Source organism: Pseudomonas sp. VS40 (assembly GCF_018587885.1).
GTDB classification, from domain to species: Bacteria; Pseudomonadota; Gammaproteobacteria; order Pseudomonadales; family Pseudomonadaceae; genus Aquipseudomonas; species Aquipseudomonas pergaminensis.
On the sequence record NZ_JAGYWD010000002.1, the window covers coordinates 230,554 to 255,812 of the forward strand.

Below are 25,259 nucleotides of genomic sequence, written 5' to 3' on the forward strand. Positions count from 1 at the left end.
GAAATATATTGTCATTGCTGAATAAATATTCAAACACAGTTTTGCACACGTTCACCCCGCGTGGTCAGCCTCAAAGGAGCCGCTGCATGAATGCCTTCCAGTACGACGCCCACCAGATCAAAGAACAGGCCCGCCTGATCCGGCGCCACGTGATCCGCCTGAATGCCGACTCACCGGCTGGCGGCCACACCGGTGCCGACCTCTCGGAAACCGATATTCTCGCCACCCTGTATTTCCGCATTCTCAATACCGGGCCGGAACGCACCGAAGACCCTGAGCGCGATATCTATATCCAGAGCAAGGGCCACGGTGTCGGCGGGTTGTATTGCTGCCTGGCGCAGGCGGGCTACATTCCCGTGGAATGGCTGCCCACTTACCAACATTTCAACTCTCACCTGCCGGGCCACCCGGTGCGGCAGAAAACCCCCGGCATCGAACTTAATACCGGCGCCCTCGGCCACGGCTTGCCGGTGGCGGTGGGGCTGGCGTTGGCGGCGAAGATGTCCGGCAGCAAGAAACGCATCTACGTGCTGACTGGCGACGGTGAACTGGCCGAAGGCTCCAATTGGGAAGCGGCGATGGCTGCGGCCAAATACGGCCTGGATAACCTGTTCGTGATCGTCGACAAGAACAAGCTGCAACTGGCGGGCTTGACGGCCGACATCATGCCCCTCGACCCGCTGGACCAGAAATGGGCGGCCTTCGGCTTTGGTGTCAGCGAGTGCGACGGCAACGACACGGGCCAGTTGATCGAAGCCCTGGAAAGCATGCAAACCAAGACCGGTGCGCCCCAGGTGCTGATCGCGCACACCATCAAAGGCAAGGGCGTGTCGTTTATCGAAGCCCGTCCCGAATGGCACCACCGCGTGCCCAAGGGTGATGAAATCAACGCGGCACTGGAGGAGTTGAGTCATGGCGAGTGAACATCTGGCGAGCGTCATGGTGGACGCCTTTATTGCCGCCGTCGATGCCGGGCTGGACGTGGTGCCGGTGGTCAGTGACTCCACCTCCACGGCCAAGATCGGCCCGTTTGTGCAACGCTTTCCCGAGCGGCTGATCAACGTCGGCATTGCCGAGCAATCGTTGGTCAGCGTCGCGGCGGGCCTGGCCCTGGGCGGCAAGATCGCCGCGACCTGCAACGCCGCGCCCTTCCTGATTTCGCGCGCCAATGAGCAGATCAAGGTCGACGTTTGCTACAACCAGGCCAACGTCAAGATGTTCGGCCTGAATGCCGGCGCCAGTTACGGCCCGTTGGCCAGCACGCACCATAGCCTCGACGATATTTCGGTGATGCGCGGCTTTGGCAACGTGCAGATCTTTGCCCCGGCCGACGCCATTGAATGCCGGCAGATCGTCGACTACGCGCTGCGCTACCAGGGCCCGGTGTACATCCGTCTCGATGGCAAGGCGTTGCCGGACGTGCACGCTGCCAACTATCAATTCGTACCGGGGCAGGTGGATATCCTGCGCCAGGGCGCGGACGTGAGCATCGTCGCCCTGGGCTCGGTGGTGCATGAAGCGGTGGACGCAGCACGGCGGCTGGCCGAGCAGGGGATTCAGGCGCAGGTGATCAACCTGTCGTCGATCCGGCCGTTGCAGCGTGACGTGTTGCTCAGCGCCCTGAGTGGCACGCGCGCGGCCATCACCGTCGAGGAACACAATATCAACGGTGGCGTCGGCAGCCTGGTCGCCGAAGTACTGGCCGAAGCGGGGTTGGGCATTGCCCTGGTGCGCCTGGGCATCGGTGATGGCGAATATGCCGCCGCCGGCGCCCGCGAACCGACCCGCGCCTTGCATAACATCGACGCGGCTGGGATTGTGGCGGCTGCCACTCGGTTGCGGTGAATGCGATGACAAACAACACTCCGCTGATCCTGGCGATAGACGAAGGCACCAGCAACGCCAAGGCGGTGCTGGTCAACGAACGCGGGCAGGTGATTGCCCGGGGCTCGCGGCCGCTGAGTATCACCCATCCGCAGCCGGGGTTTTCCGAGCAAGACCCGTTGCTGATCTGGCACAGCACCCTGGCCGCCATTGAAGAATGCCTGGGTCAGGTGGATCGGCCGATCACCGCGCTGGCCATCAGCAACCAGCGCGAGTCGGTGGTGGCCTGGGACCGGCATACCGGCGAAGCGCTGTCGCCGTGCATCAGTTGGCAATGTCGGCGCTCGACCGCGTTGTGTGCCCAGTTGCATGAGCAGGGTCACGAGGCGCTGATCCTGGAAAAAACCGGGTTGGCCTTGGACCCGATGTTCTCGGCAGGCAAGTTCCGCTGGATTCTCGACCACCTTGAGGATGGCCACGCGCGCGCCGCTGCCGGTGATATCTGCCTGGGCACGATGGACAGCTGGCTGCTGTGGAAACTCAGCGGCGGGCAGGTGTTTGCCACCGACTATTCCAACGCGGCGCGTACTCAATTGTTCAACCTGCACACCTGTGCCTGGGACCCGGCGCTGCTGGCACTGTTCAGGATTCCATTGGCCGCATTGGCGCCCATCCAGCCGAGCGCGGGTTTTTTTGCGCAAACCGTCGCGGCGGGTAGTTTGCCCGCCGGCATCCCGGTGATGTCGATGATCGGCGACTCCCACGCTGCGCTGTACGGCCAGGGCGGGTTTGCGCCGGGGCTGGTGAAAGCGACGCTGGGCACCGGCTCGTCCTTGATGACCCCCATGAGCGGCCCGATTGCTTCGACTCACGGCTTGTCCACCACCCTGGCCTGGCATGACGGCGGCCAACCCACCTTTGGCATGGAAGGCAATATCGTCCACACCGGCGCCGCCGTGCAGTGGGCCTCGCGCCTGGTGGCGGGGGAATCCCTGGATGCGCTCACCGAGCAGGCTGCGCAGCTGCCGGACAATGGCGGTGTGTATTTTGTGCCGGCACTGTCCGGGCTGGGTGCTCCGCACTGGCAGGCTGATGCGCGCGGTTTGATCTGCGGGCTGACCGAAGCCACCTCTGGCGCGCATATCCTGCGGGCATCGCTGGAGTCGATTGGTTATCAGATTCGGGATGTCTTTGAGGCTATGCAGCAGGACATCGGTAGCCCGTTGAAGGAGTTGTGGGTGGACGGCGGTGCGACGCGTAACCGTTGGTTGATGCAGTTTTTGGCCGATCTGTTGCAACGTCCGGTGGTGCGCAGTCTGTCGCCGGAAGTATCGGCGCTGGGCGCGGCGCACTTGGCGGGGAGGGCGATGGGTGTGTGGGGGAGTGATGACGCGCTGGGCGCGCTGGAGCGGCAGCGGGAGCGGTTTGAGCCGCAGGATAATCCTGCTATGGCGGGGCGTTATGCTGCGTGGAAAAAGGCGCTGGAGCGCACACTGTTGTGACCGGCGGCCTGACAGCCGACCGCTCTACAACTGTAACCCCACGATCCAAATGTGGGAGCTGGCTTGCCTGCGAAGACGGCCTGACAGCCAACCACTCTCTAACTGCCACCCCACGCTCCAAATGTGGGAGCTGGCTTGCCTGCGAAGACGGCCTGACAGCCAGCCACTCTCTAACTGCCACCCCACGCTCCAAATGTGGGAGCTGGCTTGCCTGCGAAGACGGCCTGACATCCGACCACTCTCTAACTGCCACCCCACGGTCTAAATGTGGGAGCTGGCTTGCCTGTGAAGACGGCCTAACAGCCGACCGCTCTCTAACTGCCACCCCACGATCCAAATGTGGGAGCTGGCTTGCCTGCGAAGACGGCCTAACAGCCGACCACTCTCTAACTGCCACCCCACGATCCAAATGTGGGAGCTGGCTTGCCTGCGAAGACGGCCTGACAGCCAACCGCTCTCTAACTGCCACCCCACGATCCAAATGTGGGAGCTGGCTTGCCTGCGAAAGCGGCCTGACAGCCAACCACTCTCCAACTGTTGCCCCGCGATCCAAATGTGGGAGCTGGCTTGCTCGCGAAGGCGGCCTGACAGCCGACCTGAATGTTGGATCAGACCGGGTACATATCCGTTATTTAGGTAAAGGCTGCTGTTGGTTCCGCCCTTACGGCGGCTCACTTTTGAAAAGCGCAAAAGTAAGCAAAACGCTCTTGCCCCAACACTCGGCACCTCGCCTAGGCTCGGTGTGCCCGTAATCCGCCAGGTATTTGGGGGGCCGCCGCCACGCGCCATCCATGGCGCGGGGCGGCTAAACCGGCATCCCTGCCGGTTTACCCCCCAAATCCCTGTCGAATTCCGGCCAGCGTGTTTGACGGGGCGCCTAAGATCAAAAGCGAGATCAAGATCAAGATCAAGATCAAGGGCGACTCGCTTCGCATCGTGGATGCCGGGGGGGCACCTTTTTTGTCTGCGAATGACGCCTCCTGTAGGAGCCTCAAGGCTTCCAGGTCTGTACATCCTTGGCATCCACGGCCTTGGGCAATAACCCCGCCTTGAAGAACGCATCGGCGATTTCCTGTTGTTCGCCCAACTGATCAATCGTCACAGGCTGCACTTGATAGCTGCGGTGCGCATTGGCTGCCTCAACCGTCGCGACATCCAGGTTGCCCCACAGCGGGCCAAGTATTGTGGCCGCCTCTTGTGGGTGGGTTTTCACCCATTGGCCGGTTTTTTCCAGTTGCGTGTACACCACGTTCAACACTTGCGGATGGGCCTTGGCGTACGGCGTACCGGTCAGGTAGTAGCGCTTGTAGCTGGCCAGCCCTGCGCCGTCCGCCAGGGTGCGTGTTGGCAGTTGGCGCTGCACGCTGGTGAGGAAGGGTTCCCAGGTGACCCAGGCGTCGACCTTGTTGTTTTCGAAGGCTGCGCGGCCGTCGGCGGGTGACAGGTAGGCCGGCTCTATATCCGAAAATGCCAGGCCTGCCTTGGCCAGTGCGGCGATTAGCAGGTAGTGCGTGCCGGCTGCCTTGGTCACGGCGATTTTCTTGCCCTTGAGGTCCGCCAATTGCTGGATCGGAGAGTCCTTGCGCACCACGATCGCTTGGGCCGAAGGCGAGGGCGCTTCTTGGGCGAAGTAGGTGAGCTTGGCCTGGGCCGCCTGGGCGAAGATCGGCACGGTGTCGGCCACGTCGGCGCTGATGTCGACGTTGCCCACGTTCAGCGCTTCGAGCAGCGGCAGGCCGCTGGGGAACTCGTGCCAGCTCACGTCGATGTTGTCGGCCTTGAGGGCTTTTTCCAGGGTGCCCTGGGTTTTCAGCAGGGTGATCAGGGTCGAGGACTTCTGGTAACCGATGCGCACGGTTTCCTGGGCCTCGGCGCTCACGGCGACGGAAAAGGCCAGCAACCCTAATACAGCAGCGAGGGGACGACGTATGGACATGGCGCGCTCGATCTCTGACGAAATAGGACCGAGCTTAAGGTTCTAAAAACTATTCGTTAAATACTCTTTCGATCTGAGCTTAGGACGCTTTTCCCGCCCGCCTATAAATTGGGCATAACCATAGAATTATAAGATTCTTTCATCATTGCTCATCATTAATATAATCGAATCAGCTTTACTGCCAGGCCTTACGCGGTTTTTTGGCATATGCAGCTCCCTTCATTTCTTCCACGCCAAGGCCTCCCATGACGTTCAAAAAACTAATCGCCGCCGCCAGCCTGCTGTTCGCCGCGGCGGCAGCCCATGCCGAGCAAACCCTGGACATCAGCTACCAGCGCTCATCCACGCTGTGGATCCTGCTCAAGCAAAATGGCCAATTGGAGCAGCGCCTCAAGCCCCTGGGATTCACGGTGAACTGGCACGAGTTCAGCACTGGCCTGCTCAGCTCGCTGAACGCCGGCAGCGTCGACCTGCACGCGGATGTGGCCGACGCCTTCGCGCTATTCACCCAGGCCGCCGATGCACCGCTGACCTACTACGCCCAGGAAAACTCATCGCCGGGCGCCCAGGCGATCATCGTCCAGGACCAATCGCCGATCCACAGCATCGCCGACCTCAAGGGTAAGACGGTCGCGGTGTCCAAGGGCTCGGGCAGCAACTACCTGCTGATCTCCGCGCTGAAAAAAGTCGGGCTGACCCTGGCCGATATCACCCCGCGTTACCTGGAAGCTCCGGACGGCGGGGCTGCCTTCGCCAATGGCAGCGTCGACGCCTGGGTGATCTGGGACCCGTTCCTCGCCACTCAACAATTGGATCACCACGTGCGTGTGATCGCCGACGGCAAGGACGGCCTGGCCGACTACAACCGTTTCTACTTGGCGACGACGACGTTCGCCAAGGCCCACCCGGACGTGTTGCAGGTGACCTTCGACACCTTGCGCGAGACCGGCCAATGGGTGAAGGCCCATCCCAAGGAAGCCGCCGACATCCTCGGCCCGCTATGGGGCAACATCGCCCCGGCCACAGTGGAGCGCGCCAATAGCCGCCGCAGCTACGACATCATCCCGGTCAGGCTGGAAAACCTCGCTGAGCAACAACGCATCGCCGACACCTACTACGCCGCCAAGCTGACTCCCAAGCCGTTGAAGGTCAGCGCCATCACCGTGTGGACACCCAAGCCATGAGCCGCCAAATCCATTTATCCGCGTTCCTGTTGAGTGGGCCGGTGGTGCACAGCCATGCGGTATGGCGCCACCCGGAAACCGTTGGCAATTACCTCGACCCTGAGTACTACGCACGGGTGGCCAAGGTGGTGGAGGAGGGGTTGTTCGACTTCCTGTTCTTCGCCGACCGCCTGGCCGTGGGCGACCAGATGGGCGGCTCCCGCGAGTTCGCCTTGCGCTACGGTGCCCAGGACGCCACGCGCCTGGACCCGTTGCCGATCCTCTCTTACCTGGTGGGCAAGACCAGTAAGTTGGGCCTGGGCGCGACGCGCTCCACCACCTATTACGAACCGGCGCACATCGCGCGTGAGTTTGCCACCCTCGACCACCTGTCCAAGGGCCGCGCGGCGTGGAATATTGTCACCTCGATGAACGACAGCGAAGGGCGCCTGTTCGGCAAGGACAAGCACCTGGAGCATGACCTGCGCTATGACCGCGCCGATGAGTTTGTCGAAGTCGCGCTGAAACTGTGGAACAGCTGGGGCAAGGACGCACTGAAGCTGGACCGCGAGAGCGGCGTGCTGGCGGACCCGGAACTGATCCGTTCGGTGCAGCACCAGGGCGAGTGGTTCAGGGTGGAAGGCCCGCTGAATATCCCCCGCACACCCCAAGGCCGACCGGTGCTGATCCAGGCCGGCTCTTCCGGACGTGGCCGGCGCTTTGGTGCGCGTTGGGCCGAGGCGATTTTCACCATTCATCCGCACTTGGCGGCGATGCGCGCGTTCCGCGATGACGTGCGTGCCCAGGTGGTGCAGCAAGGCCGTGACGCCGACAGCTGCAAGGTGCTCACGGCGGTGATGCCGTTCATTGGCGGCAGCGAAGCCGAGGCCCGCGCCAAGCGCGATCGGCACAACGCGCTGGCCCGTCCGGAGCTGGGGCTGGTGACACTGGCCTCGCAGTTGAATGTGGACCTGTCGCCATTCCCGCTTTCAGCGACCTTGGCCGAGATCGCGCAGTCACCACTGATCCACCCGGCGGCGGCGGAAAAGCTCTTGATGCAAGGCCCAGAAACCACCCTGGAACAACTCGGGCGCATCTTCGCCAGCAGCGTGCGCGTGCCGCAATTGGTGGGTACCGGCGCGCAGGTTGCCGACCAGTTGGCCGAGCTGTTCGAGCAGGGCGGCTGCGACGGGTTTGTGATTTCTCCGGGGTATCTGCCGGGCTCGTTCACCGAGTTTGTCGAGAGCGTGATTCCGCATTTGCAGCGCAAGGGCTTGTTCCGCACTGCCTACGAAGGGTCGACGCTGCGCGAGCACCTGGGCCTGGCTGGGTTGCAGGCTTGAGTGGCTGTTCATCTGATGTGATGAGCGGGCAGTTGTGGTGAGCGGGCTTGCCCCGCGCTGGGGCGCGAAGCGGCCCCATCACGGCCGCTGTGTTCTCGCAGGTAAAACGAGGTGGCCGGATTAGGGCTGCTTCGCAGCCCAGCGCGGGGCAAGCCCGCTCACCACAGAAGGGCTGTTCACCGGCTTTATTACTGAGTTGATAAAAGGGATATTTTGCATGGCTGACTTCGATCATTTGACCCGCCGGCGCCTGCTCGGCCTGGCCGGCATCACCCTGGCCAGCCTGTCGCTGCCACGCCTGGGCTTCGGCGCCGAAGAACACGCCGGCCACAACACTTCACCGGAACCCGCCGGCACCGGTGAGTTCATCCGCCTGGATGCGCCACGCAAGCTGAAACTGGCGGTCAACCTCAATGCCGTGTGCCTGGCCCCGGTCGTGATCGCCCACGGCCAGGGCTTTTTTACCAAGCACAATCTGGACGTGGAACTGGTCAATTTCGGCAACTCGACTGAAGTGCTGCTCGAAGCCATTGCCACCGGCAAGGCCGATGCAGGCGTGGGCATGGCGCTGCGTTGGCTCAAGGCGCTGGAGCAGGGCTTTGACGTGAAGCTCACCGCCGGTACCCATGGCGGCTGCCTGCGCTTGCTCAGTGCCGCGAACGGCGGCGTGACCAAGCTCGAAGACCTCAAGGGCAAGGCCATCGGCGTGACCGACATGGCCAGCCCGGACCGCAATTTCTTTTCGATCCTGCTGAAAAAACACGGTGTGGATCCGGTGCGCGATGTGGAGTGGCGCCTGTACCCCGCGGACTTGCTCGGCACCGCGCTGGAGCGCGGCGAAGTGCAGGCCGTGAGCGGCAGTGACCCGTTCATGTACCGCCTGATCAAGTCCGGCGTGGCGCGTGAGCTGTCCACCAACCTGGTGGAGGAATACGCCAACCTCAGCTGCTGCGTGGTGGGTGTCACCGGCAAGTTGGTGCGGGAAGACAAGCGTGTGGTCGCGGCGCTGACCCAGGCGATTCTGGAAGCCCACGACTATTCCGTGCAGCATCCGGAGGAAGTTGCCAAGGGCTTCCAGGCCCATGCGTTGAACACGTCGGTGGAGGAAGTGCAGGCGATCCTCCACGACCATACCCACGGGCATCACGCGGTGGGCGCGGCGCTGACCCAGGAAATCCTCACCTACGTGACCGACCTGAAAACCGTCGAAGTGATCAGCAAGAGCACCGATCCGCTGGAGTTCGCCAAGGAGATCACCGCCGATGTCTTCAGCTGACGCAACGACCCTCAATCCGCCGCTGACCCTGAAGGTCGGGTGGCAGGGCGCAGCCGTGGTGACGGCCTGGCTGGCCGTCGCGCTGTTGATCAGTTACTGGCCCAACGCGACGCGCAACTGGCCGATGACCCAAGGCCTGGCCACGCTGTGCGTGGCTGTTGCCGCACTGTTCATCGGGCTGAGCCTGCTGGGACGCAAGGTGCCGAAGCTGAGCCTGCGCCTGCGCAATGCCGGCCCCTGGCTGATTGCCTTGCCGCTGCTGCTGGGCTTCTGGGAGTTGCTCACCGCCAAGCTGGCGTTGTTGCCGGTGCCGTTTTTTGCGCCGCCCCAGGCCTTGCTGGCGGTGTACATCGAAGACTACGCACGGCTGGCCGACAGCCTGTTGCATTCGGCATTGCTGCTGGGCTCGGGCGTGGCCCTGGGCGCGATTACCGGGTTTATTGCCGGTGTGGCCATCGGTTGGTCCACGCGCATCGGTTATTGGCTGCACCCGGTGCTGCGCATCCTGGGGCCGGTGCCGTCGACGGCGTTATTGCCGCTGTGTTTTTTCCTGTTCCCCAGTAGCTGGAGCGCCAGCGTGTTCCTGATCGCCCTGGCCACTTGGTTTCCGGTCACGGTGCTCACCTGGTCCGGTGTGGCGAGCGTGGACAAAGCCTATTACGACGTGGCCCGCACCCTTGGTGCCAAGCAAGGCTTCCTGATTTTCAAGGTGGCGATTCCGGCGGCGTTGCCTCACGTATTTGTCGGCGTGTTCATGGGCCTGGGCGCGTCGTTTTCGACCCTGGTGGTGGCTGAAATGATGGGGGTCAAATCCGGCATCGGCTGGTACCTGCAGTGGGCCCAGGGTTGGGCCGCCTACGCGAATATGTACGCCGCCTTGCTGATCATGGCACTCGCCTGCTCGGGGTTGATCACCGGGTTGTTCCTAGTGCGTGATCGGTTGCTGGCCTGGCAGAAAGGATCGATGAAATGGTAGCCCTGGCACACGTGGAATCGGCGTCGGAAGGTCTGGCGCTGCGCATAGACAACCTCAGCCATGGTTTTGCCTTGGACGGTCAGCACCTGCCGGTGCTGGAGCGGGTGTCCCTGGACGTAGCGCCCGGAGAGTTCGTGGCGCTGCTCGGGCCTTCGGGCTGCGGCAAATCCACCTTGCTGCGCCTGGTGGCCGGTTTGGAACCGGCGGATTCGGGACGATTGCTGGCCGACGGTGAAGCCATCACCGGGCCGGACCCGAGCCGCGTCGTGGTGTTCCAGGACCCGACCCTGTACCCGTGGCGCCGGGTGTGGGACAACGTCGCTGTCGGCCTGGAAGCCCAGGGCCTGCTCAAGACCCATTCGGCCAAGGTCGACGAAGCCCTGGAGAAGGTCGGTCTCAGCCAGTTCGCCCGCGCGTATCCACGGCAGCTCTCCGGCGGCATGGCGCAACGCGTGGCCCTGGCTCGCGCACTGGTCAACCAGCCGCGCCTGCTGATCCTCGACGAGCCCTTGGGCAAACTCGACTCCCTGACCCGCATCACCATGCAAAAAGAGTTGATCGACCTGTGGCAGCGCCAGGGCTACACGGCCTTGCTGGTCACCCACGATGTGGAAGAAGCCTTGCTGCTGGCCAACCGCGTAATCGTGTTCAGCGACCGCCCGGCAAAAATCCTGGCGCAATTGAGCATCGATCGGCCGTATCCTCGGCACCGGGACGATCCTTACTTGGTGGACCTGCGGCGGCAGATACTGGGCCTGCTCGGGCTGGGAGAAAACTGGTAGCCATGACCTTCACTTCGTTGCACTGGGGCGCCTATCGTCCGCAGGTCGTCGATGGCAAGTTGCAGGCGATGACGCCGGTGGACTGGGACAAAGACCCGTCGCCCATCGGTGCGTCAATCCCCGACGCCATCACCTCGCCGACGCGCATCCTGCGGCCTGCCGTGCGCCGCAGTTATTTGGCCGAGCCCGGCTCGCACCCCGAACTGCGGGGCCAGGAGCCGTTTGTCGAGGTCTCCTGGGCAGTGGCCCTGGACCTGGTCGCCCGTGAGCTGAACAAGGTCAAGGCCGAACACGGCAACCAGGCGATCTACGGTGGCAGCTACGGCTGGGGCAGCGCCGGGCGTTTCCACCATGCACAAAGCCAGTTGCACCGTTTTCTCAACCAGTTCGGCGGCTATGTCGCCAGCACCGACAGCTACAGCCTCGGTGCCGGGCGGGTGTTGATGCCGCATATCGTCGGCAATATGGACTGGCTGCTGGCGGCGCACACTTCCTGGAAAAACCTCGCCGAACACTGCGAGCTGTTCGTGGCGTTCGGCGGGCTGCCAGCCAAGAACGCCCAGACCAGCCCCGGTGGCGCCAGTGATCACTTGCTGACCGAGGCGTTGGCGGCGATGTCGGCGGCTGGCGTGCAGTTCGTCAACGTGAGCCCGTTGCGCGATGACCTGAGCGGCCCGGCCCTCAACCAATGGCTGCCGATCCGCCCCGGCACCGACACCGCATTGATGCTGGCGCTGGCCCATGTGCTGGTGACGGAAGGCCTGCACAACGAGGCGTTCATTCAGCAATACACCGTGGGTTACGACCGCTTTCGCGGCTATCTGCTCGGCGACACTGATGGTCAACCGAAAGACCCCGCGTGGGCAGAGGCACTGACGGATATCCCCGCGCAGCAGATCATCGACCTCGCCCGGCGCATGGGCCGCCAGCGGACGATGATCAACATCGCCTATTCCCTGCAGCGCTCGGTGCACGGCGAGCAGCCTTTCTGGATGACCGTGACCCTGGCGGCGCTGCTCGGGCAGATCGGCTTGCCCGGCGGCGGCTTTGGTCTGGGCTACGGCTGCATGAACAACACCGGCAGCGGCCGCAAAGGCTTCTCCGGGCCAAGGTTTTCCCAGGGGCTCAACCCGGTGAAGGCGTTCATTCCGGTGGCACGCATCACTGACATGCTGCTTAGCCCCGGCGCCGAATTCGACTACAACGGCAAGCGCCAGGCGTATCCGGATATTCACCTGGTGTACTGGGCTGGCGGCAATATTTTCCACCATCACCAGGACCTCAATCGCTTGCTGGAGGCCTGGAAAAAACCGCGCACCCTGATCGTCCACGAACAGTACTGGACCGCCCAGGCCAAGTATTCCGATATCGTACTGCCGGCCACGACCGCCCTGGAGCGCAACGATATCGGCAGTTCGGCGTCGGACCGGTTTATGCTGGCGATGCAGCAAGCCATCGCACCGGTCGGCGAGGCGCGGGATGACTACTCGATCTTTGCTGACATCGCCGCGCGCCTGGGGTTTGCCGACACCTTCACCGAAGGCCGTGACGCCGGGCAGTGGCTGCGTTTTATCTACGACGAGTCCCGTGGACGCGCTGAAGAACAGGGCATCGAGCTGCCGGACTACGATCGGTTCTGGCGTGACGGCGTGTTCGAAGTGGCCTATCCCGACACCGATACAGTGCTGCTCAAGGCCTTTCGTGACGATCCGCTCGCTCATCCTTTGCCCACGCCCTCGGGGCGTATCGAGCTGTTTTCCGAACGCATTGCGAGCTTTGGTTATGCCGACTGCCCTGGCCATCCGGTGTGGTTGGACAAACCTGTGCCGGACTACCCGCTGCACCTGCTGTCGAACCAGCCGAAGACACGCCTGCACAGCCAGTACGACCACGGCAGCTACAGCCGCGCGTCGAAGATCCAGCAGCGCGAGCCGCTGACCATCAACGCGGACGATGCGCGTGCGCGGGGCATTGGCGACGGTGATGTGGTCAAGGTGTTCAATGGACGGGGGGCGTTCCTGGCTGGGGTGATTGTCTCCCATGACATCCGTCCGGGGGTGGTGCAGATCGCCACCGGCGCCTGGTTCGACCCGCAGACTCCAGGGCAGCGCAACAGCCTGGACAAGCACGGCAACCCCAACATGATCACTGCCGATGTCGGCGCCTCCAGCCTGTCCCAGGGCTGTTCGGCGCAGACGGCCACGGTGGAGGTGGTGAAGTGGGACCAGCCGTTGCCGCAAGTCACCGCGTTTGTGCCGCCACTACTCGTGCCGGGGCTCCTTTAGCGGAATAGCGCCTGGGGGCGGGCTGAACACCCCGGCGCGGTCCGCCAGGTAGCGCGCCGGCGGCTGCCCCACGGCCTTGCGGAACATGGTGATAAAGCCGCTGGCGTTCTCATAACCCAGGTCCAGCGCGACCGTTTGCACGCTCTGGCCCTTGGCGAGGCGCTGCAACGACAGGATCACATGCAATTGCCTGCGCCAGCGGCCGAAGCTCAGGCCCAGTTCCTCCAGCAGCAGGCGCGTCATGCTGCGTTCACTCATGCCGATGCGCACCGCCCATTGGCCGAGAGTCGCCTTGTCCGACGGCTCGGCCAACAGGCTGTTGGCCAGGCGGCGCAAGCGTGGGTCCTGAGGCATGGGCAGGTGCAAGGCTTCAACGGGGGCGGCGGCGAGCTCATCCAGCAAGGTATTGATCAAACGCCCCTGGGCGCCGTGTTCGTCATACAGCTGCGGGAAACTCACGGCCTTGCTGATCAGCTCATGCAGCAGGCCCGATACCGCCAAAGTGCAGCATTGCGGGGGCAGGGCGCACGCCGCGTCGGGGTCGATCAACAGGCAGTACACCTCCGCTTCGCCAGACCCGCGCGCCGCATGGGACGTGCCGCCGGGAATCCACAGTGCGCACTGCGGTGGCACGATCCAGATACCCGCTTCGATCTCGCAAAGGATCACCCCGCGCAGGGTGTACATCAACTGACCCTTGCGGTGGGCGTGCTGGGCATGTTCCCAGGTGTCCGACGTACTGGTGGCGCCCACCGCCACCACGGCGCGGGGGAACACATCGGCGTCCTTGGCCATCAGCGGATCGCGCATGTCCAGACGGTGATGCTTCATGACGGGTCTCGCAGGTTGGCCGGATTGCGAAACAGTCTGGCTATTCTGTGCAATGCCGTCCAGTGGTCGGGCCCTTATAGTGAGATCAATTCTCAACAAGGAGCTCCGCCATGCGACTCGACAGCACAACATTCCCGGTGGTGAAAATCGTGTTTGACGCACCCAACGAGGGTGGGCAGGAGGATGCCTTCGGGGTCTTCGAAAGCCTGCTTGCGCGCCAGCAACCCTTCCTGCTGCTGCACGAAAAATCCGTGGACGAAAACAATCACGAACACTCCCATGAGGAACGCAAGCAAGCATCGATCTGGATGAAGAAAAACAAGCAGGCGCTGCGCACCTACGTCAAAGGCATGATCCAGGTAGAGCCCAGTGCCGCGCAGCGCCTGGCGCTCAAGCCATTTGCGGTAATGTTCGGCAAGGCCTGGGGATACCCGCTGCTGGTGGTGGAGTCCAAGGACCAGGCCTGGGCACTGGCGCGGGACGTGCTGGATGAACGGGTGTCGGATGTGGCGCATTTCTAAACGCTAGCCTGCCCCGCTAACCACGATGCGAAGCGAGCCGCTCTTGATCTTGATCTGGCTTTTGATCTTAAGCGCCCCATCAAACACGCTGGCCGGAATTCGACAGGGATTTGGGGGGTAAACCGGCAGGGATGCCGGTTTAGCCGCCCCGCGCCATGGATGGCGCGTGGCGGCGGCCCCCCAAATACCTGTCGGATTACGGGCACACCGAGCCTAGGCGAGGTGCCGAGTGTTGGGGCAAGAGCCCTTTGGTTACTTTGGGGCTTTTCCAAAGTGACCCGCCGTAAGGGCGGAACCCATAGCAGCCGTTACCTAAATAACGGATATGTACCCGATCAGATCCAACATCCAGGTCGGCTGTCAGGCCGCCTTCGCAGGCAAGCCAGCTCCCACATTTGGATCGCGGGGCTTCAGTTAGAGAGTGGTCGGCAGTTAGGCCGCCTTCGCAGGCAAGCCAGCTCCTACAGTTAGATCGCGGGGTGACAGTTAGATTGTGGTCGGCTATCAGGCCGCCTTCGCAGGCAAGCCAGCTCCCACATTTGGATCGCGGGGCTTCAGTTAGACAGTGGTCGGCAGTTAGGCCGTCTTCGCAGGCAAGCCAGCTCCCACATTTTTGGATCGCGGGGGCGACAGTTGGAGAGTGGTCGGCTGTCAGGCCGCTTTCGCAGGCAAGCCAGCTCCCACATTTTTGGATCGCGGGGGGACAGTTGGAGAGTGGTCGGCTGTCAGGCCGCTTTCGCAGGCAAGCCAGCTCCCACATTTTTGAGTCGCGAGGTGACAGGTAGATAGCGGCCGGTTGTCCGGCCGCCATCGCTGGCAAGCCAGCTCCTACAGGATAGCGAGTCAGTCCACACAGATCGCCCGGCCCAACTGGCCTTTCTCCACCGTCGCCGAGCAGCCGAAGTGCCCGTTGTCCACCTGACACGCACCCGTCACCGGGCCGTTGCCGGACTGGGTGGTGACGCTGGTCTGGCACTCGCCTTCGCACTGGCTCGAATCAGTACAGGCCTTGCCCGCGTCCTTGTACGGCGTAATGCATTTCCAGCTCTGCAACTTGCCGACTTGCTTCATGGTGCCGCCACCGGCCAGGCATTCGGACGCCGTGGCATCCTGGGCGGGCGGGGTAGGGTGGGAGGCGGTGGAGCAGGCCGATACCAGCAGCAGGGCGGCCAGGCCGATCATCAATTTCATGCAAAAGTCCTCGTGGAGTAAGCGCAACGGTGCAGTGTACGGGCAATTGGACTACTTTGATTGACGAGCGATCCCTACCCGGTACTTGCCATGCGCACGTTATGGAAACGGTATATGGCGTTGTTGGAAAACGATCTGAGCACGCAGATTTTCGACAACGTGAAAAACCTGCTGGTGTGTGCACTGCTGTTTGCGGCGGGGACCAACACATTGCTTGGTCAGCGTGACTTGTTTATCGGCGTGTTCGCCTCCAGCGTGGCCGGCTGGGGCCTGATCATCCTGTCCACGCTGCTGATGCTTCTGAACGTCAGTGATGGCATCCGCCGGCTCGCCAAGCTGCGTTATCACTTGGCGCTGCAGTTATTGTTGATCGTGTTTTACCTGGTGGTTGCCGAGCGGGTGGTAGAGATTGTGTGGGGCTTCCGCGCACATTGAAGTATCCTCCGCGGCCCGCTTACCACCGATTCAAAGACAGATGACAGGACAAGACATGCAGGCGATGCTCTCGTCGATCCTCGACGAAGTGCGCCCCCTGATCGGCCTCGGCAAAGTCGCCGACTACATCCCCGCGCTGGCTGACGTGCCCGCCAACCAACTCGGGATCGCCGTGTACGGCAACGACGGCTCGGCCTATTGCGCCGGTGATGCCGACACGTTGTTCTCGGTGCAGAGCATCTCCAAAGTGTTCAGCCTGGTGCAGGCCATCGACCACGGTGGCGAAACCATCTGGGAACGCCTGGGCCACGAGCCTTCGGGGCAACCGTTCAACTCCATGGTGCAACTGGAATTCGAACGCGGCCGTCCACGCAATCCATTTATCAATGCCGGCGCGCTGGTGATCTGCGACATCAACCAATCGCGTTTCGCCGTGCCGATTTTGTCGATGCGCGACTTCGTCCGGCGCCTGTCGGGTAACCCGCAGATCCTGGTCAACAGCGTCGTCGCCGAGTCCGAAGCCCAGCACGGCGCGCGCAACGCGGCCATGGCCTACCTGATGAAATCCTTCGGCAACTTCCACAATGACGTGGACGCGGTGCTGCACAGCTACTTCAACTACTGCGCGCTGCAGATGAGTTGCCTGGACTTGGCCAGGGCCTTCAGCTTCCTGGCCAACGAAGGCGTGAGCGCCCACAGCGGCGAACAGGTGTTGACCGCGCGGCAGACCAAGCAAGTCAACTCCATCATGGCCACCAGTGGGCTGTATGACGAGGCGGGCAATTTTGCCTACCGCGTGGGGTTGCCGGGCAAAAGCGGGGTCGGCGGCGGGATCGTCGCGGTGGTGCCGGGGCAGTTCACGGTGTGCGTGTGGTCGCCGGAACTGAATGCAGCGGGGAATTCACTGGCGGGGATGAAGGCGTTGGAGTTGTTGAGTGAGCGGATTGGGTGGTCGGTGTTTTGATGGCGATTGCCCCAATCCCCACCCCCCAAAAAATCATCAGGCTTTGCGCGGTTTTACGAACAGATCGAGCATCAGAAACAAGGACCCGGCCATTGCCCAGGCGCTCGCCGCCAGGATCAGGGGCGACGAGGGGGAGGAATATTGAACACTCGGTCTTCCAGAAAAAAGCAGACCCAGTGTGGGAGCTGGCTTGCCTGCGAAAGCGGTCCATCAGCCAGCACATCCCGTGGCTGACACACCGCCATCGCGGGCAAGCCCGCTCCCACATGAGGGGCGTGTTCAGCTCACATTGAGCCGATCCAACAAGCTGTACCACGCCACACCCGCCCCAATATAGAACCGCTGCAACCCGTGCATCGGCAAGCGCTGCAGCGGCGTCACCGGGTAGGCGAACTCCGCCTGGCTGTCACACAACTTGCCCGCCAGTTGCTGCCCCAGGCTGGTACACAGTGCGATCCCCCGGCCATTGCAGCCCATCGCCAAGGTCAGCCCCGGCGCGGGCTGGTGCACATGAGGCATGAAGTCGCGAGTGATTGCGATACGCCCGGCCCAGCGATACTCGAATTCCAACCGTCCCAATTGCGGAAACAGCAATGCCAGCGAGCGTTCCAAGTGGGCGAAATCCGTGGGTGAAGTGGGGTCGTTGAACAGCCCGCGCCCGCCCATCAGCAAGCGACCATGGCTGTCTTTGCGAAAGTACAGCAGCAGCCTTTGTGCGGTGGAGACGGTCTCCTGGCCCGGCAAGATGCTGTCCGCCGCGCGCCCACTCAAGGGTTTGGTGGCGACGATAAAACTGTTCGCCGCGAGGATGCTCTGCGCCATGCCCGGCCACAGGTTGCCGCTGTAGCCATTGGTTGCGAGGACCACTTGATCGGCGCTCACCTGTGCGCCGCCAGCCGTCTGCAACTGCCAGCCCGAACCCTCGCGTTGCAAGCCCGTCACTGCGCTTTGCCCATGAACCCGCACACCCGCTGCCAGCGCCGCGCCCACCAATCCGCGGGCATAGGCCAACGGCTGAATGGCACCGGCACGGCCATCCAGCCAGCCGCCGGCAAAGGCGTCACTGCCCATGCGCGAAGCCACCGCCGCCGCCTCCAGGCGCTGCACCGGCACACCGCGCCGGGCCCACTGATCCGCCCGTGCGTGCAGCCCGGCGACGCCTTTTTCGCTGTAGGACACCTGCATCCAGCCTTTGCGTACCGGCGCGCAATCAATGCCGTGTTTTTCGATCAGCCTGAACACCAGGTCGGCCGAATTCGACACGGTCGAGATCAATGGCTCGGCGCGCTCCGGTCCGTACATCTGCACCAGCTGTTCAGGGTCGTATTTGAGCGTGGGGTTGACCTGCCCACCGTTGCGCCCGGACGCGCCCCAGCCCGGCTCGTTGGCTTCCAGCACGCACACGCTCACGCCGCGTTCGGCCAGGTGCAGCGCCGTCGATAGGCCGGTATAGCCGGCACCGACAATCGCCACGTCCACCCTCACCGACTCGCTCAACGCAGGCGTCGGCACCACCGAAGGCGCAGTCGCCGACCACAATGACTTCATGACAGGCTCCGCGTGTCGCCAGTGGGGTGCAGCACCCGTCGCAAAAAGTCCTGGGTTCGCGGATGTTGCGGGTTGCCCAGCACGTGCTCGGCCGCGCCGCTTTCGACGATGTAGCCGCCGTGCAGGAAGCACACGCGGTCGGCCACTTCGCGGGCAAAGCCCATCTCGTGGGTGACGACGATCATGGTCATGCCTTCATCCGCCAGGGTGCGCATCACCGCCAGTACATCACCGACCAGTTCCGGGTCGAGGGCCGAGGTGGGTTCGTCGAACAGCATGGCTTCGGGTTTCATCGCCAGGGCGCGGGCAATGGCCACGCGTTGTTGCTGGCCGCCGGAGAGTTGCTCCGGGTACGCATCGGCCTTGGCGCTCAGGCCGACTTTTTCCAGCAGCACCAGGGCTTCTTCGCGGGCCTGCTTGGGCGGCTCGCCTTTGACATACACCGGGCCTTCCATCACGTTTTCCAGCACCGTGCGATGGGGGAACAGGTTGAAGCGCTGGAACACCATGCCCATGCGGCTGCGCAGGGCGTGCACGGTCTTGCTGGCGCGCTGCACGGTTTCGCCGAACACGTGGATGTGTCCGCCGTCATAGGCCTCCAGCGCGTTGATGCAGCGCAGCAGGGTGGATTTGCCCGAGCCCGAGGGGCCGATCAGGCACACCACTTCACCCTTGGCCACGTCCAGGTCGACACCGTGCAGCACGCGGTGGCTGCCGTAGTGTTTTTGCAGTTGGCGAATCTCGATCATGCTTTTTTCCTCCGGCCCAGGTGCTGTTCCATGCGACGCAGGCCATACACCAGCGGCAGACTCATCAGCAGGTAGAGCAGGGCGACCAGGGTGTAGACGGTCATGTTCTGGAAGGTCGACGATGCAATCAGCTGGCCCTGGCGGGTCATCTCGGCGACGGTGATGGTGGAGACCAGCGACGAGTCCTTGAGCATCATCACCAGGGTGTTGCCATACGGCGGCAGGGCGATGCGAAACGCTTGCGGCAGGATCACCCGGCGCATCATCAGCGCCGAGCGCATCCCCAAGGCTTCGGCGGCTTCACGCTGGCCCTGTTCGACGGCAATGATGCCGGTGCGGAAGTTCTCGGCCTGGTACGCCGAGTAGGCGATGCCCATGCCGATCACGCCCGCGTAGAACGCGGTGAGGTGCACGCCCATGTCGGGCAGCACGAAGTAGATGTAGAACAGCTGCACAATGATCGGCAGGCCCCGGATCACGTTGATGATGGTGCTCGCGGTCCATGACAGCGCACGGATCGGCGACAGCTTGAGCAACGCCAGCACCAGGCCGATGGCGCTGCTGAGCAGGAATGACAGCACGGTAATCTGGATCGTCACCCAGGCGCCCTGCAGCAGGATCGGCAAAAAGTCCTGGGCGTTTTGCAGGAACTCCGCCGGGTTCATGGGCGCACCTGGGTATCAAGTCCCCACTTCTTGAGGATGCTGTCGAGGGTGCCATCCGCCTTGATGCTGGCGATGGCAGTATTCAAGCGTTCCAGGGTTTGCGCATCGCCCTTGCGCACCACCAGGCACACTTCGCCGACGTTGGTGGGCTTGTAGTCGGGGGCCAGTTTCACGCCTTTGAACAGTTTCTGGCGGATCTGGTAGGCCACCACGGGCTGGTCTCCCACGGCGGCCTTGATGCGGCCCAGGGACAGGTCGCGGACCATCTCGCCGATGGAGTCATAGGTGCGGATCTCCTTGAAGATCCCGAGCTTGTTCAACTGGTCGTAGAAGACGGTGCCGGCCTGCACGCCGACCACTTGGTCCTTGAGGGGCGTGAGGTCGGGGTAGGCCGTGTTGTCGTCGGCATTGATGATCAGGCCTTCACCGTAGGCATACACCGGGGCGCTGAAGTCGACCACCTTGGTGCGCTCTTCGGTCTTGAGCATGCCGGCGGAAATGAAGTCGAGTTTGCCGGACGTGAGAGAGGGGATCAGCGCGGCGAAGTTGGTCTGCTCGATCTGGCTGGTGAAACCGCCGGCCTTGCCCACGGCCTCTGCCACATCAACCATCACGCCCTGGATGCTGTTGCTCTTGATGTCGAGGAAGGTAAACGGCGAACCACTGGCCGTCGCACCGACTTTGTACGAGGACGCACTCTCGGCGTGCACAACGCTGACGCAGAGCGTGGCGCAGAGACCGAAGGCAAGGCGGCGAAACAAGGGCGAAAGACTGTTCATCGGGTTACTCCAGAAGGAAAACGGATCGTCAGTACCGCGAGCGGTTATTGATGAAATCGCAAGCTCTGTGCCATTTCGATAGATATAAATCGATATGAGCTATCAAAAAACGACAAAATGAACTAATCGTATCGATATGCGATTTTTGATGGTCTATTTTTGTCATTTAAGGTAGAAATATCGCCACGCCTGATCGACCTGACCGCGAGTCCGCCATGTCCGAAGAACGCAACAGCCTGCACAACCAATCCCTGGAAAAAGGCCTGTCGGTGCTCAAGGCATTCAGCGCCCAGCGCCGCAGCATGAGCCTTGCAGAGGTGGCCGAGGCCGCCGGCATGACCAAAAGCTCGGCCCAGCGCATGGTGTTTACCCTCGAAAGCCTGGGTTACCTTCGGAAACACTCCCGCACACGGCATTACCAACTCACACCCCGGGTGCTGGAGTTGGGCTTCAGTTACCTGGATGCGCATTCGTTGATCGAAGTGGCCAACCCGTTTCTGTCGGAGTTGACCCGACTGACCGGCGAGACGTCGTGCCTTACCGAGCCTGCGGGCTACGACATGACCTACATCGCGCGTTTTGTCAGCTCGGGCTTCGTGCCCGTGCACATGCCGATCGGCTCGCGGGTGCCGATGTATTGCACGGCGTCGGGGCGGGCGTATTTGAGCGCGTTGCCGCAGGAGGAAGCGCTGGTGTTGATCGAGAACAGCCAGCGCATTGCGCACACCAGCCAGACCTTGACTGAAGTCGACAAGATTCTGGAGTCGTTGCAACAGGTACGCGAACAGGGCTATGCAGTGAACGGCCAGGAGCTGTTCCTGGGCGACATGACCATCGGTGCGCCAGTGCTGGGCGCCAATGGCCGCCCGGTGGCAGCGGTGCATGTGGTGGCACCGACCAGTCGGTGGAGCAGGGCGGATGCCGAGCGGCAGCTGGCGCCGGCGTTGTTGCAGTGTTCGCGGGCGTTGAGCAATTCGGCGCGGAACCTCGAATAACCCGCTATTTCAAATTCACTAGAGATCCCCTGTGGGAGCGGGCTTGCTCGCGAATGCGGTGTGTCAGTCAGCCTATTCTTTTCTGACCCACCGCATTCGCGAGCAAGCCCGCTCCCACATTTGAAATTCTATTGGGTTTGAGAAGTGTGTACGCCCCAACAAAAAATGCGCCCCTAAGGGCGCATTTTTTTGTTGGGGCAGCTATCGCCTATCAGGCAATCGCATCCCAAGCGCGATCACCGTGCTCGTCTTTAATGCGAGTCGGCAATCCCATCACATCCAGCGCTTTCAGGAACGGCTCAGCCGGCAGTTCCTCGACGTTGGCCATGTGCTTCACGTCCCACTCGCCACGGGCGACCAGCAGCGCAGCGGCTACCGGTGGAACGCCAGCGGTGTAGGAGATGCCCTGGCTGTCGGTTTCGGCAAAGGCTTCTTCATGGCACGCCACGTTGTAGATGAACATCTCGTGGGGCTGGCCATTTTTGGTGCCTTTGACCAGGTCGCCGATGCAGGTCTTGCCGGTGTAGCCAGGCGCGAGCGAAGACGGGTCGGGCAGCACGGCCTTGACCAGTTTCAGCGGCACGACTTCCAGGCCTTCGGCGGTGGTGACCGGTTTTTCGGAGAGCAGGCCGAGGTTTTTCAGCACGGTGAACACGTTGATATAGTGTTCGCCGAAGCTCATCCAGAAACGCACGTTGGGCACGTCGAGGTTTTTCGACAGCGAGTGCACTTCATCGTGGCCGGTGAGGTAGAGGTTCTGCGAACCCACGACTGGCAGGTCGTCGGTGCGTTTGACTTCGAACATGGTGTTGCTGGTCCACTGGCTGTTCTGCCAGCTCCACACCTGTCCGGTGAATTCGCGGAAGTTGATTTCCGGGTCGAAGTTGGTGGCGAAGTATTTGCCATGGGAGCCGGCATTGACGTCGAGAATGTCGATCGAATCAATGCGGTCGAAATGCTGTTGCTGCGCCAGCGCGGCATACGCGTTGACGACACCCGGGTCGAAGCCCACGCCAAGGATGGCGGTGATGTTCTTCTGTTTGCACTCTTCCAGGTGGTTCCACTCGTAGTTGCCGTACCACGGCGGGGTCTCGCAGACCTTGCCCGGCTCTTCGTGGATGGCGGTGTCGAGGTACGCAACGCCGGTGTCGATGCAGGCCCGCAGGACCGACATGTTGAGGAACGCGGAACCGACGTTGATGACGATCTGCGATTCGGTCTCGCGGATCAGGGCCTTGGTCGCTTCCACGTCCAGGGCGTTCAGCGCGAAGGCTTGGATGTCGGCGGGAACCTTGAGGCTACCCTTGGCCTTGACGCTGTCGATGATGGCCTGGCATTTGGAGATGTTGCGCGACGCGATAGCAATACGACCGAGTTCGTCGTTGTGCTGCGCGCACTTGTGGGCCACCACCTTGGCGACACCTCCTGCACCAATGATAAGAACGTTCTTTTTCAATTGCTTTATCTCTCCTTTATCCGCCAGCTTACGAAAGGCTGGACAGGTAGTCGTCGTAACCAAATTCACGAACCACCTCGACTGTACCGTCGAGTTGTTTCACTACGATGGACGGCATTTTCAGGCCGTTGAACCAGTTTTTCTTGACCATGGTGTAGCCTGCGGTGTCGATGAACGACAGCCGATCGCCGATGGCCAGCGGACGATCAAATTGGTACTCGCCGAAGATGTCCCCAGCCAGGCAGGATTTGCCGCACACCATCACAGTGTGTTCGCCATCGCTCGGCGCCAGCTTGGCGTTGAGGCGGTAGATCAGCAGGTCCAGCAGGTGGGCTTCGATGGAACTGTCGACCACGGCGAGGTTCTTGCCGTTGTAGAGCGTGTCGAGCACGGTGACTTCCAGGGAGGCGCTGTTGGTGATCGCCGCTTCGCCGGGTTCCAGGTACACCTGCACGCCGTATTTTTCAGAGAAGGCTTTCAAGCGCGCGCAGAATGCGTCCACCGCATAGTCTTCACCGGTGAAGTGGATGCCGCCGCCGAGGCTGACCCACTCGACCTTGTGCAGCAGCGCGCCGAAGCGTTCTTCGATGGTGCCGAGCATCTTGTCGAACAGGCTGAAATCGCCGTTCTCGCAGTTGTTGTGGAACATGAAGCCGGAGATCTGCTCGATCACGCCTTCGATCTTCACCGGGTCCCATTCGCCCAGGCGGCTGAACGGACGCGCCGGGTCGGCCAGCAGGTAGTCGGAGCTGCTCACCTGTGGGTTGACGCGCAGGCCGCGGGTCTTGCCTTCGGAGCGTTCGGCAAAACGCTGCAGTTGGCTGATGGAGTTGAAGATGATCTTGTCGCAGTTATCCAGCATCTCTTCGATTTCGTCGTCGGCCCAGGCCACGCTGTAGGCGTGCGCCTCGCCTTCGAACTTCTGGCGGCCGAGCTTGAGCTCATACAACGACGACGAGGTGGTGCCGTCCATGTATTGCTGCATCAGGTCGAACACCGACCAGGTGGCAAAGCACTTGAGCGCCAGCAGAGCCTTGGCGCCGGACTGTTCGCGCACGTAAGCAATCTTCTGCATGTTGACCAGAAGCTTCTGTTTATCGATGAGGTAGTACGGCGTTTTGATCATTTTTGAGAGCCTGCGGCGGTGCCTGCCAAAAAAGGACACGCATTGTGCCCGCACTTGGATCGAATCGAAAGGTTAGTGGGCGGATTTTGCTGCGCTGCTTTTAAACTGACCCATGGATGTGACAGCTCAACGGTATGATGAGCCGCTGCCGTGATGGAATCCGGTTTGGACGACGAGAGGTAAGAATGGACGCATGGACACTGCATTGGCTGGAAGCTTCGGGCTCCCTGGCCGCGTTTCGCCAGGCACTGACGCAAGAATTCGACATCGCCTACCAGGCCATTTCCCGATGCCTGCCGGCGCCGCGCCTGGATGTGCTCCTCCAACGCCTGCCCGGTGAAACCATCGCTGAGCTTGGCCTGGTCGGGCGTGCATATCGCAGCACGATGTTCTCGCTGACCCTGGATCCCGACAACCCGAACTTCGCCGCTAGCCTTGAGAGCGGGGCTGTGCGCCGGCATATCGTGCACGAGGTGCACCATTGCCTGCGCATGGCCGGGCCGGGGTACGGCTGGACGCTGGGGGAGGCGCTGATCAGTGAAGGCCTGGCCGGGCAGTTTGTGCAGCATGCACTGGGCAGCGAGCCGGAGCCGTGGGAGAGGGCGCTGAGCCTTGAAGCCTTGCAGGCGGCCCCGGTGAATATGACTGAACTGGCAGCGAACCACTACGATCACAGCGCCTGGTTCTTTGGCACCGGCGACAAGCCAAAATGGCTGGGGTATGCGCTGGGGCACCACATGGTCGGCCGATGGTTGGCCACTGCAGGCATGCTTGATGCAACCACCTGGGTCAACGTGCCTGCCCAAGACATCCTGGCGGTGGCGGCGGGGCAGGGACTGGTGAAACAGACCTCATGACCACCGCCGATCCCCTGTGGGAGCTGGCTTGCCTGCGATGGCAGCGTATCAGTCA

General features: G+C 62.3%; 23 protein-coding genes. 14 read left to right on the forward strand and 9 right to left on the reverse strand.

The window, feature by feature from the left end; all coding sequences use genetic code 11:
- Positions 1–86: 86 nt before the first annotated feature.
- The 3 genes from KHP07_RS06130 to KHP07_RS06140 are packed head-to-tail and all read left to right on the forward strand — an operon-like array spanning position 87 to position 3,326.
- Entirely contained in the window at positions 87–923 is an 837-nt protein-coding gene (locus KHP07_RS06130) for a transketolase (RefSeq protein ID WP_214496786.1), read from the forward strand.
- Positions 913–1,845 carry a transketolase family protein gene (locus tag KHP07_RS06135; protein WP_214496787.1) on the forward strand — a complete coding sequence of 311 codons (933 nt, stop codon included), beginning with the start codon at positions 913–915 and terminating at the stop codon, positions 1,843–1,845. The genes KHP07_RS06130 and KHP07_RS06135 overlap by 11 nt, the downstream gene beginning before the upstream one ends.
- A gap of 5 nt (positions 1,846–1,850) precedes the next feature.
- Positions 1,851–3,326, forward strand: coding sequence for an FGGY family carbohydrate kinase (locus KHP07_RS06140; protein WP_214496788.1), 1,476 nt, complete (start codon positions 1,851–1,853; stop codon positions 3,324–3,326).
- Between the two features lie 991 nt (positions 3,327–4,317).
- On the opposite strand, the gene KHP07_RS06145 is transcribed toward KHP07_RS06140, so the two are convergent.
- Positions 4,318–5,262: an aliphatic sulfonate ABC transporter substrate-binding protein gene (locus tag KHP07_RS06145; RefSeq protein WP_214496789.1), complete on the reverse strand. Its 945-nt coding sequence runs from the start codon at positions 5,260–5,262 to the stop codon at positions 4,318–4,320.
- A gap of 245 nt (positions 5,263–5,507) precedes the next feature.
- On the opposite strand from KHP07_RS06145, the gene KHP07_RS06150 reads away from it, so the two are divergent.
- The 6 genes from KHP07_RS06150 to KHP07_RS06175 all read left to right on the forward strand — a co-directional run bounded on the left by KHP07_RS06150 (position 5,508) and on the right by KHP07_RS06175 (position 13,087).
- Positions 5,508–6,446 carry an aliphatic sulfonate ABC transporter substrate-binding protein gene (locus KHP07_RS06150; RefSeq protein ID WP_214496790.1) on the forward strand — a complete coding sequence of 313 codons (939 nt, stop codon included), beginning with the start codon at positions 5,508–5,510 and terminating at the stop codon, positions 6,444–6,446.
- Positions 6,443–7,768 carry an LLM class flavin-dependent oxidoreductase gene (locus KHP07_RS06155; protein ID WP_100490436.1) on the forward strand — a complete coding sequence of 442 codons (1,326 nt, stop codon included), beginning with the start codon at positions 6,443–6,445 and terminating at the stop codon, positions 7,766–7,768. The genes KHP07_RS06150 and KHP07_RS06155 overlap by 4 nt, the downstream gene beginning before the upstream one ends.
- 217 nt (positions 7,769–7,985) lie before the next feature.
- Positions 7,986–9,044: an ABC transporter substrate-binding protein gene (locus tag KHP07_RS06160; RefSeq protein ID WP_214496791.1), complete on the forward strand. Its 1,059-nt coding sequence runs from the start codon at positions 7,986–7,988 to the stop codon at positions 9,042–9,044.
- Positions 9,031–10,020, forward strand: coding sequence for an ABC transporter permease (locus KHP07_RS06165; protein ID WP_214496792.1), 990 nt, complete (start codon positions 9,031–9,033; stop codon positions 10,018–10,020). Before KHP07_RS06160 ends, KHP07_RS06165 begins: the two co-directional genes overlap by 14 nt.
- Positions 10,014–10,802 (forward strand): ABC transporter ATP-binding protein, encoded by a 789-nt coding sequence (locus KHP07_RS06170; protein ID WP_078048895.1) that lies wholly within the window; start codon positions 10,014–10,016, stop codon positions 10,800–10,802. The genes KHP07_RS06165 and KHP07_RS06170 overlap by 7 nt, the downstream gene beginning before the upstream one ends.
- A gap of 2 nt (positions 10,803–10,804) precedes the next feature.
- On the forward strand, positions 10,805–13,087 hold the full coding sequence (locus tag KHP07_RS06175; RefSeq protein WP_214496793.1) for a molybdopterin guanine dinucleotide-containing S/N-oxide reductase: 2,283 nt from the start codon (positions 10,805–10,807) through the stop codon (positions 13,085–13,087).
- On the opposite strand, the gene KHP07_RS06180 is transcribed toward KHP07_RS06175, so the two are convergent.
- Positions 13,064–13,918, reverse strand: a complete 855-nt coding sequence (locus KHP07_RS06180; RefSeq protein ID WP_099491782.1) for an AraC family transcriptional regulator — start codon at positions 13,916–13,918, stop codon at positions 13,064–13,066. The two genes, KHP07_RS06175 and KHP07_RS06180, sit on opposite strands and share 24 nt — an antisense overlap.
- A gap of 110 nt (positions 13,919–14,028) precedes the next feature.
- Here KHP07_RS06180 and KHP07_RS06185 point away from each other — a divergent pair, with 110 nt between their 5' ends.
- Complete coding sequence (locus tag KHP07_RS06185; RefSeq protein WP_078048892.1) at positions 14,029–14,439, forward strand: hypothetical protein; 411 nt, start codon at positions 14,029–14,031, stop codon at positions 14,437–14,439.
- Between the two features lie 843 nt (positions 14,440–15,282).
- On the opposite strand, the gene KHP07_RS06190 is transcribed toward KHP07_RS06185, so the two are convergent.
- Complete coding sequence (locus tag KHP07_RS06190; RefSeq protein ID WP_078048891.1) at positions 15,283–15,630, reverse strand: hypothetical protein; 348 nt, start codon at positions 15,628–15,630, stop codon at positions 15,283–15,285.
- Positions 15,631–15,720: 90 nt separating this feature from the next.
- Between KHP07_RS06190 and KHP07_RS06195 the strand changes: the two genes are divergently transcribed.
- Complete coding sequence (locus KHP07_RS06195; protein ID WP_078048890.1) at positions 15,721–16,065, forward strand: hypothetical protein; 345 nt, start codon at positions 15,721–15,723, stop codon at positions 16,063–16,065.
- Between the two features lie 55 nt (positions 16,066–16,120).
- Positions 16,121–17,029 carry a glutaminase B gene (gene glsB / locus KHP07_RS06200; protein WP_025856146.1) on the forward strand — a complete coding sequence of 303 codons (909 nt, stop codon included), beginning with the start codon at positions 16,121–16,123 and terminating at the stop codon, positions 17,027–17,029.
- A 279-nt stretch (positions 17,030–17,308) separates the two neighbouring features.
- On the opposite strand, the gene KHP07_RS06205 is transcribed toward glsB, so the two are convergent.
- From KHP07_RS06205 to KHP07_RS06220, 4 genes are read right to left on the reverse strand one after another with little or no spacing between them, the layout of a single operon-like run.
- Positions 17,309–18,577: an NAD(P)/FAD-dependent oxidoreductase gene (locus tag KHP07_RS06205; protein ID WP_214496794.1), complete on the reverse strand. Its 1,269-nt coding sequence runs from the start codon at positions 18,575–18,577 to the stop codon at positions 17,309–17,311.
- The gene (locus tag KHP07_RS06210; protein WP_099491775.1) at positions 18,574–19,326 is read right to left on the reverse strand and encodes an amino acid ABC transporter ATP-binding protein; all 753 of its coding nucleotides are present in this window, start codon (positions 19,324–19,326) and stop codon (positions 18,574–18,576) included. Before KHP07_RS06210 ends, KHP07_RS06205 begins: the two co-directional genes overlap by 4 nt.
- Positions 19,323–19,991 (reverse strand): amino acid ABC transporter permease, encoded by a 669-nt coding sequence (locus KHP07_RS06215; RefSeq protein WP_034106261.1) that lies wholly within the window; start codon positions 19,989–19,991, stop codon positions 19,323–19,325. Before KHP07_RS06215 ends, KHP07_RS06210 begins: the two co-directional genes overlap by 4 nt.
- Positions 19,988–20,770 (reverse strand): ABC transporter substrate-binding protein, encoded by a 783-nt coding sequence (locus tag KHP07_RS06220; protein WP_078048887.1) that lies wholly within the window; start codon positions 20,768–20,770, stop codon positions 19,988–19,990. Before KHP07_RS06220 ends, KHP07_RS06215 begins: the two co-directional genes overlap by 4 nt.
- A 215-nt stretch (positions 20,771–20,985) precedes the next feature.
- Between KHP07_RS06220 and KHP07_RS06225 the strand changes: the two genes are divergently transcribed.
- On the forward strand, positions 20,986–21,765 hold the full coding sequence (locus KHP07_RS06225) for an IclR family transcriptional regulator (RefSeq protein WP_078048886.1): 780 nt from the start codon (positions 20,986–20,988) through the stop codon (positions 21,763–21,765).
- Between the two features lie 211 nt (positions 21,766–21,976).
- Here the strand turns inward: KHP07_RS06225 and KHP07_RS06230 are convergent, their stop codons facing one another.
- Both KHP07_RS06230 and KHP07_RS06235 read right to left on the reverse strand, forming a co-directional pair.
- Positions 21,977–23,221, reverse strand: a complete 1,245-nt coding sequence (locus KHP07_RS06230) for a saccharopine dehydrogenase family protein (RefSeq protein WP_012724728.1) — start codon at positions 23,219–23,221, stop codon at positions 21,977–21,979.
- A gap of 28 nt (positions 23,222–23,249) precedes the next feature.
- A complete protein-coding gene (locus KHP07_RS06235; protein ID WP_058423990.1) occupies positions 23,250–24,347 on the reverse strand; it encodes a carboxynorspermidine decarboxylase in 1,098 nt (365 codons plus the stop codon).
- A gap of 185 nt (positions 24,348–24,532) precedes the next feature.
- Between KHP07_RS06235 and KHP07_RS06240 the strand changes: the two genes are divergently transcribed.
- Positions 24,533–25,204: a DUF2268 domain-containing putative Zn-dependent protease gene (locus KHP07_RS06240; protein WP_078048884.1), complete on the forward strand. Its 672-nt coding sequence runs from the start codon at positions 24,533–24,535 to the stop codon at positions 25,202–25,204.
- The last annotated feature ends 55 nt before the right edge of the window (positions 25,205–25,259 follow it).

Excerpts from the sequence above, each read along its gene's own strand:
- KHP07_RS06130 (WP_214496786.1), top strand. The coding sequence starts at position 87 with ATGAATGCCTTCCAGTACGACGCCCACCAGATCAAAGAACAGGCCCGC.
- KHP07_RS06135 (WP_214496787.1), top strand. The coding sequence starts at position 913 with ATGGCGAGTGAACATCTGGCGAGCGTCATGGTGGACGCCTTTATTGCC.
- KHP07_RS06140 (WP_214496788.1), top strand. The coding sequence starts at position 1,851 with ATGACAAACAACACTCCGCTGATCCTGGCGATAGACGAAGGCACCAGC.
- KHP07_RS06145 (WP_214496789.1), bottom strand. The coding sequence starts at position 5,262 with ATGTCCATACGTCGTCCCCTCGCTGCTGTATTAGGGTTGCTGGCCTTT.
- KHP07_RS06150 (WP_214496790.1), top strand. The coding sequence starts at position 5,508 with ATGACGTTCAAAAAACTAATCGCCGCCGCCAGCCTGCTGTTCGCCGCG.
- KHP07_RS06155 (WP_100490436.1), top strand. The coding sequence starts at position 6,443 with ATGAGCCGCCAAATCCATTTATCCGCGTTCCTGTTGAGTGGGCCGGTG.
- KHP07_RS06160 (WP_214496791.1), top strand. The coding sequence starts at position 7,986 with ATGGCTGACTTCGATCATTTGACCCGCCGGCGCCTGCTCGGCCTGGCC.
- KHP07_RS06165 (WP_214496792.1), top strand. The coding sequence starts at position 9,031 with ATGTCTTCAGCTGACGCAACGACCCTCAATCCGCCGCTGACCCTGAAG.
- KHP07_RS06170 (WP_078048895.1), top strand. The coding sequence starts at position 10,014 with ATGGTAGCCCTGGCACACGTGGAATCGGCGTCGGAAGGTCTGGCGCTG.
- KHP07_RS06175 (WP_214496793.1), top strand. The coding sequence starts at position 10,805 with ATGACCTTCACTTCGTTGCACTGGGGCGCCTATCGTCCGCAGGTCGTC.
- KHP07_RS06180 (WP_099491782.1), bottom strand. The coding sequence starts at position 13,918 with ATGAAGCATCACCGTCTGGACATGCGCGATCCGCTGATGGCCAAGGAC.
- KHP07_RS06185 (WP_078048892.1), top strand. The coding sequence starts at position 14,029 with ATGCGACTCGACAGCACAACATTCCCGGTGGTGAAAATCGTGTTTGAC.
- KHP07_RS06190 (WP_078048891.1), bottom strand. The coding sequence starts at position 15,630 with ATGAAATTGATGATCGGCCTGGCCGCCCTGCTGCTGGTATCGGCCTGC.
- KHP07_RS06195 (WP_078048890.1), top strand. The coding sequence starts at position 15,721 with ATGCGCACGTTATGGAAACGGTATATGGCGTTGTTGGAAAACGATCTG.
- glsB (WP_025856146.1), top strand. The coding sequence starts at position 16,121 with ATGCAGGCGATGCTCTCGTCGATCCTCGACGAAGTGCGCCCCCTGATC.
- KHP07_RS06205 (WP_214496794.1), bottom strand. The coding sequence starts at position 18,577 with ATGAAGTCATTGTGGTCGGCGACTGCGCCTTCGGTGGTGCCGACGCCT.
- KHP07_RS06210 (WP_099491775.1), bottom strand. The coding sequence starts at position 19,326 with ATGATCGAGATTCGCCAACTGCAAAAACACTACGGCAGCCACCGCGTG.
- KHP07_RS06215 (WP_034106261.1), bottom strand. The coding sequence starts at position 19,991 with ATGAACCCGGCGGAGTTCCTGCAAAACGCCCAGGACTTTTTGCCGATC.
- KHP07_RS06220 (WP_078048887.1), bottom strand. The coding sequence starts at position 20,770 with ATGAACAGTCTTTCGCCCTTGTTTCGCCGCCTTGCCTTCGGTCTCTGC.
- KHP07_RS06225 (WP_078048886.1), top strand. The coding sequence starts at position 20,986 with ATGTCCGAAGAACGCAACAGCCTGCACAACCAATCCCTGGAAAAAGGC.
- KHP07_RS06235 (WP_058423990.1), bottom strand. The coding sequence starts at position 24,347 with ATGATCAAAACGCCGTACTACCTCATCGATAAACAGAAGCTTCTGGTC.
- KHP07_RS06240 (WP_078048884.1), top strand. The coding sequence starts at position 24,533 with ATGGACGCATGGACACTGCATTGGCTGGAAGCTTCGGGCTCCCTGGCC.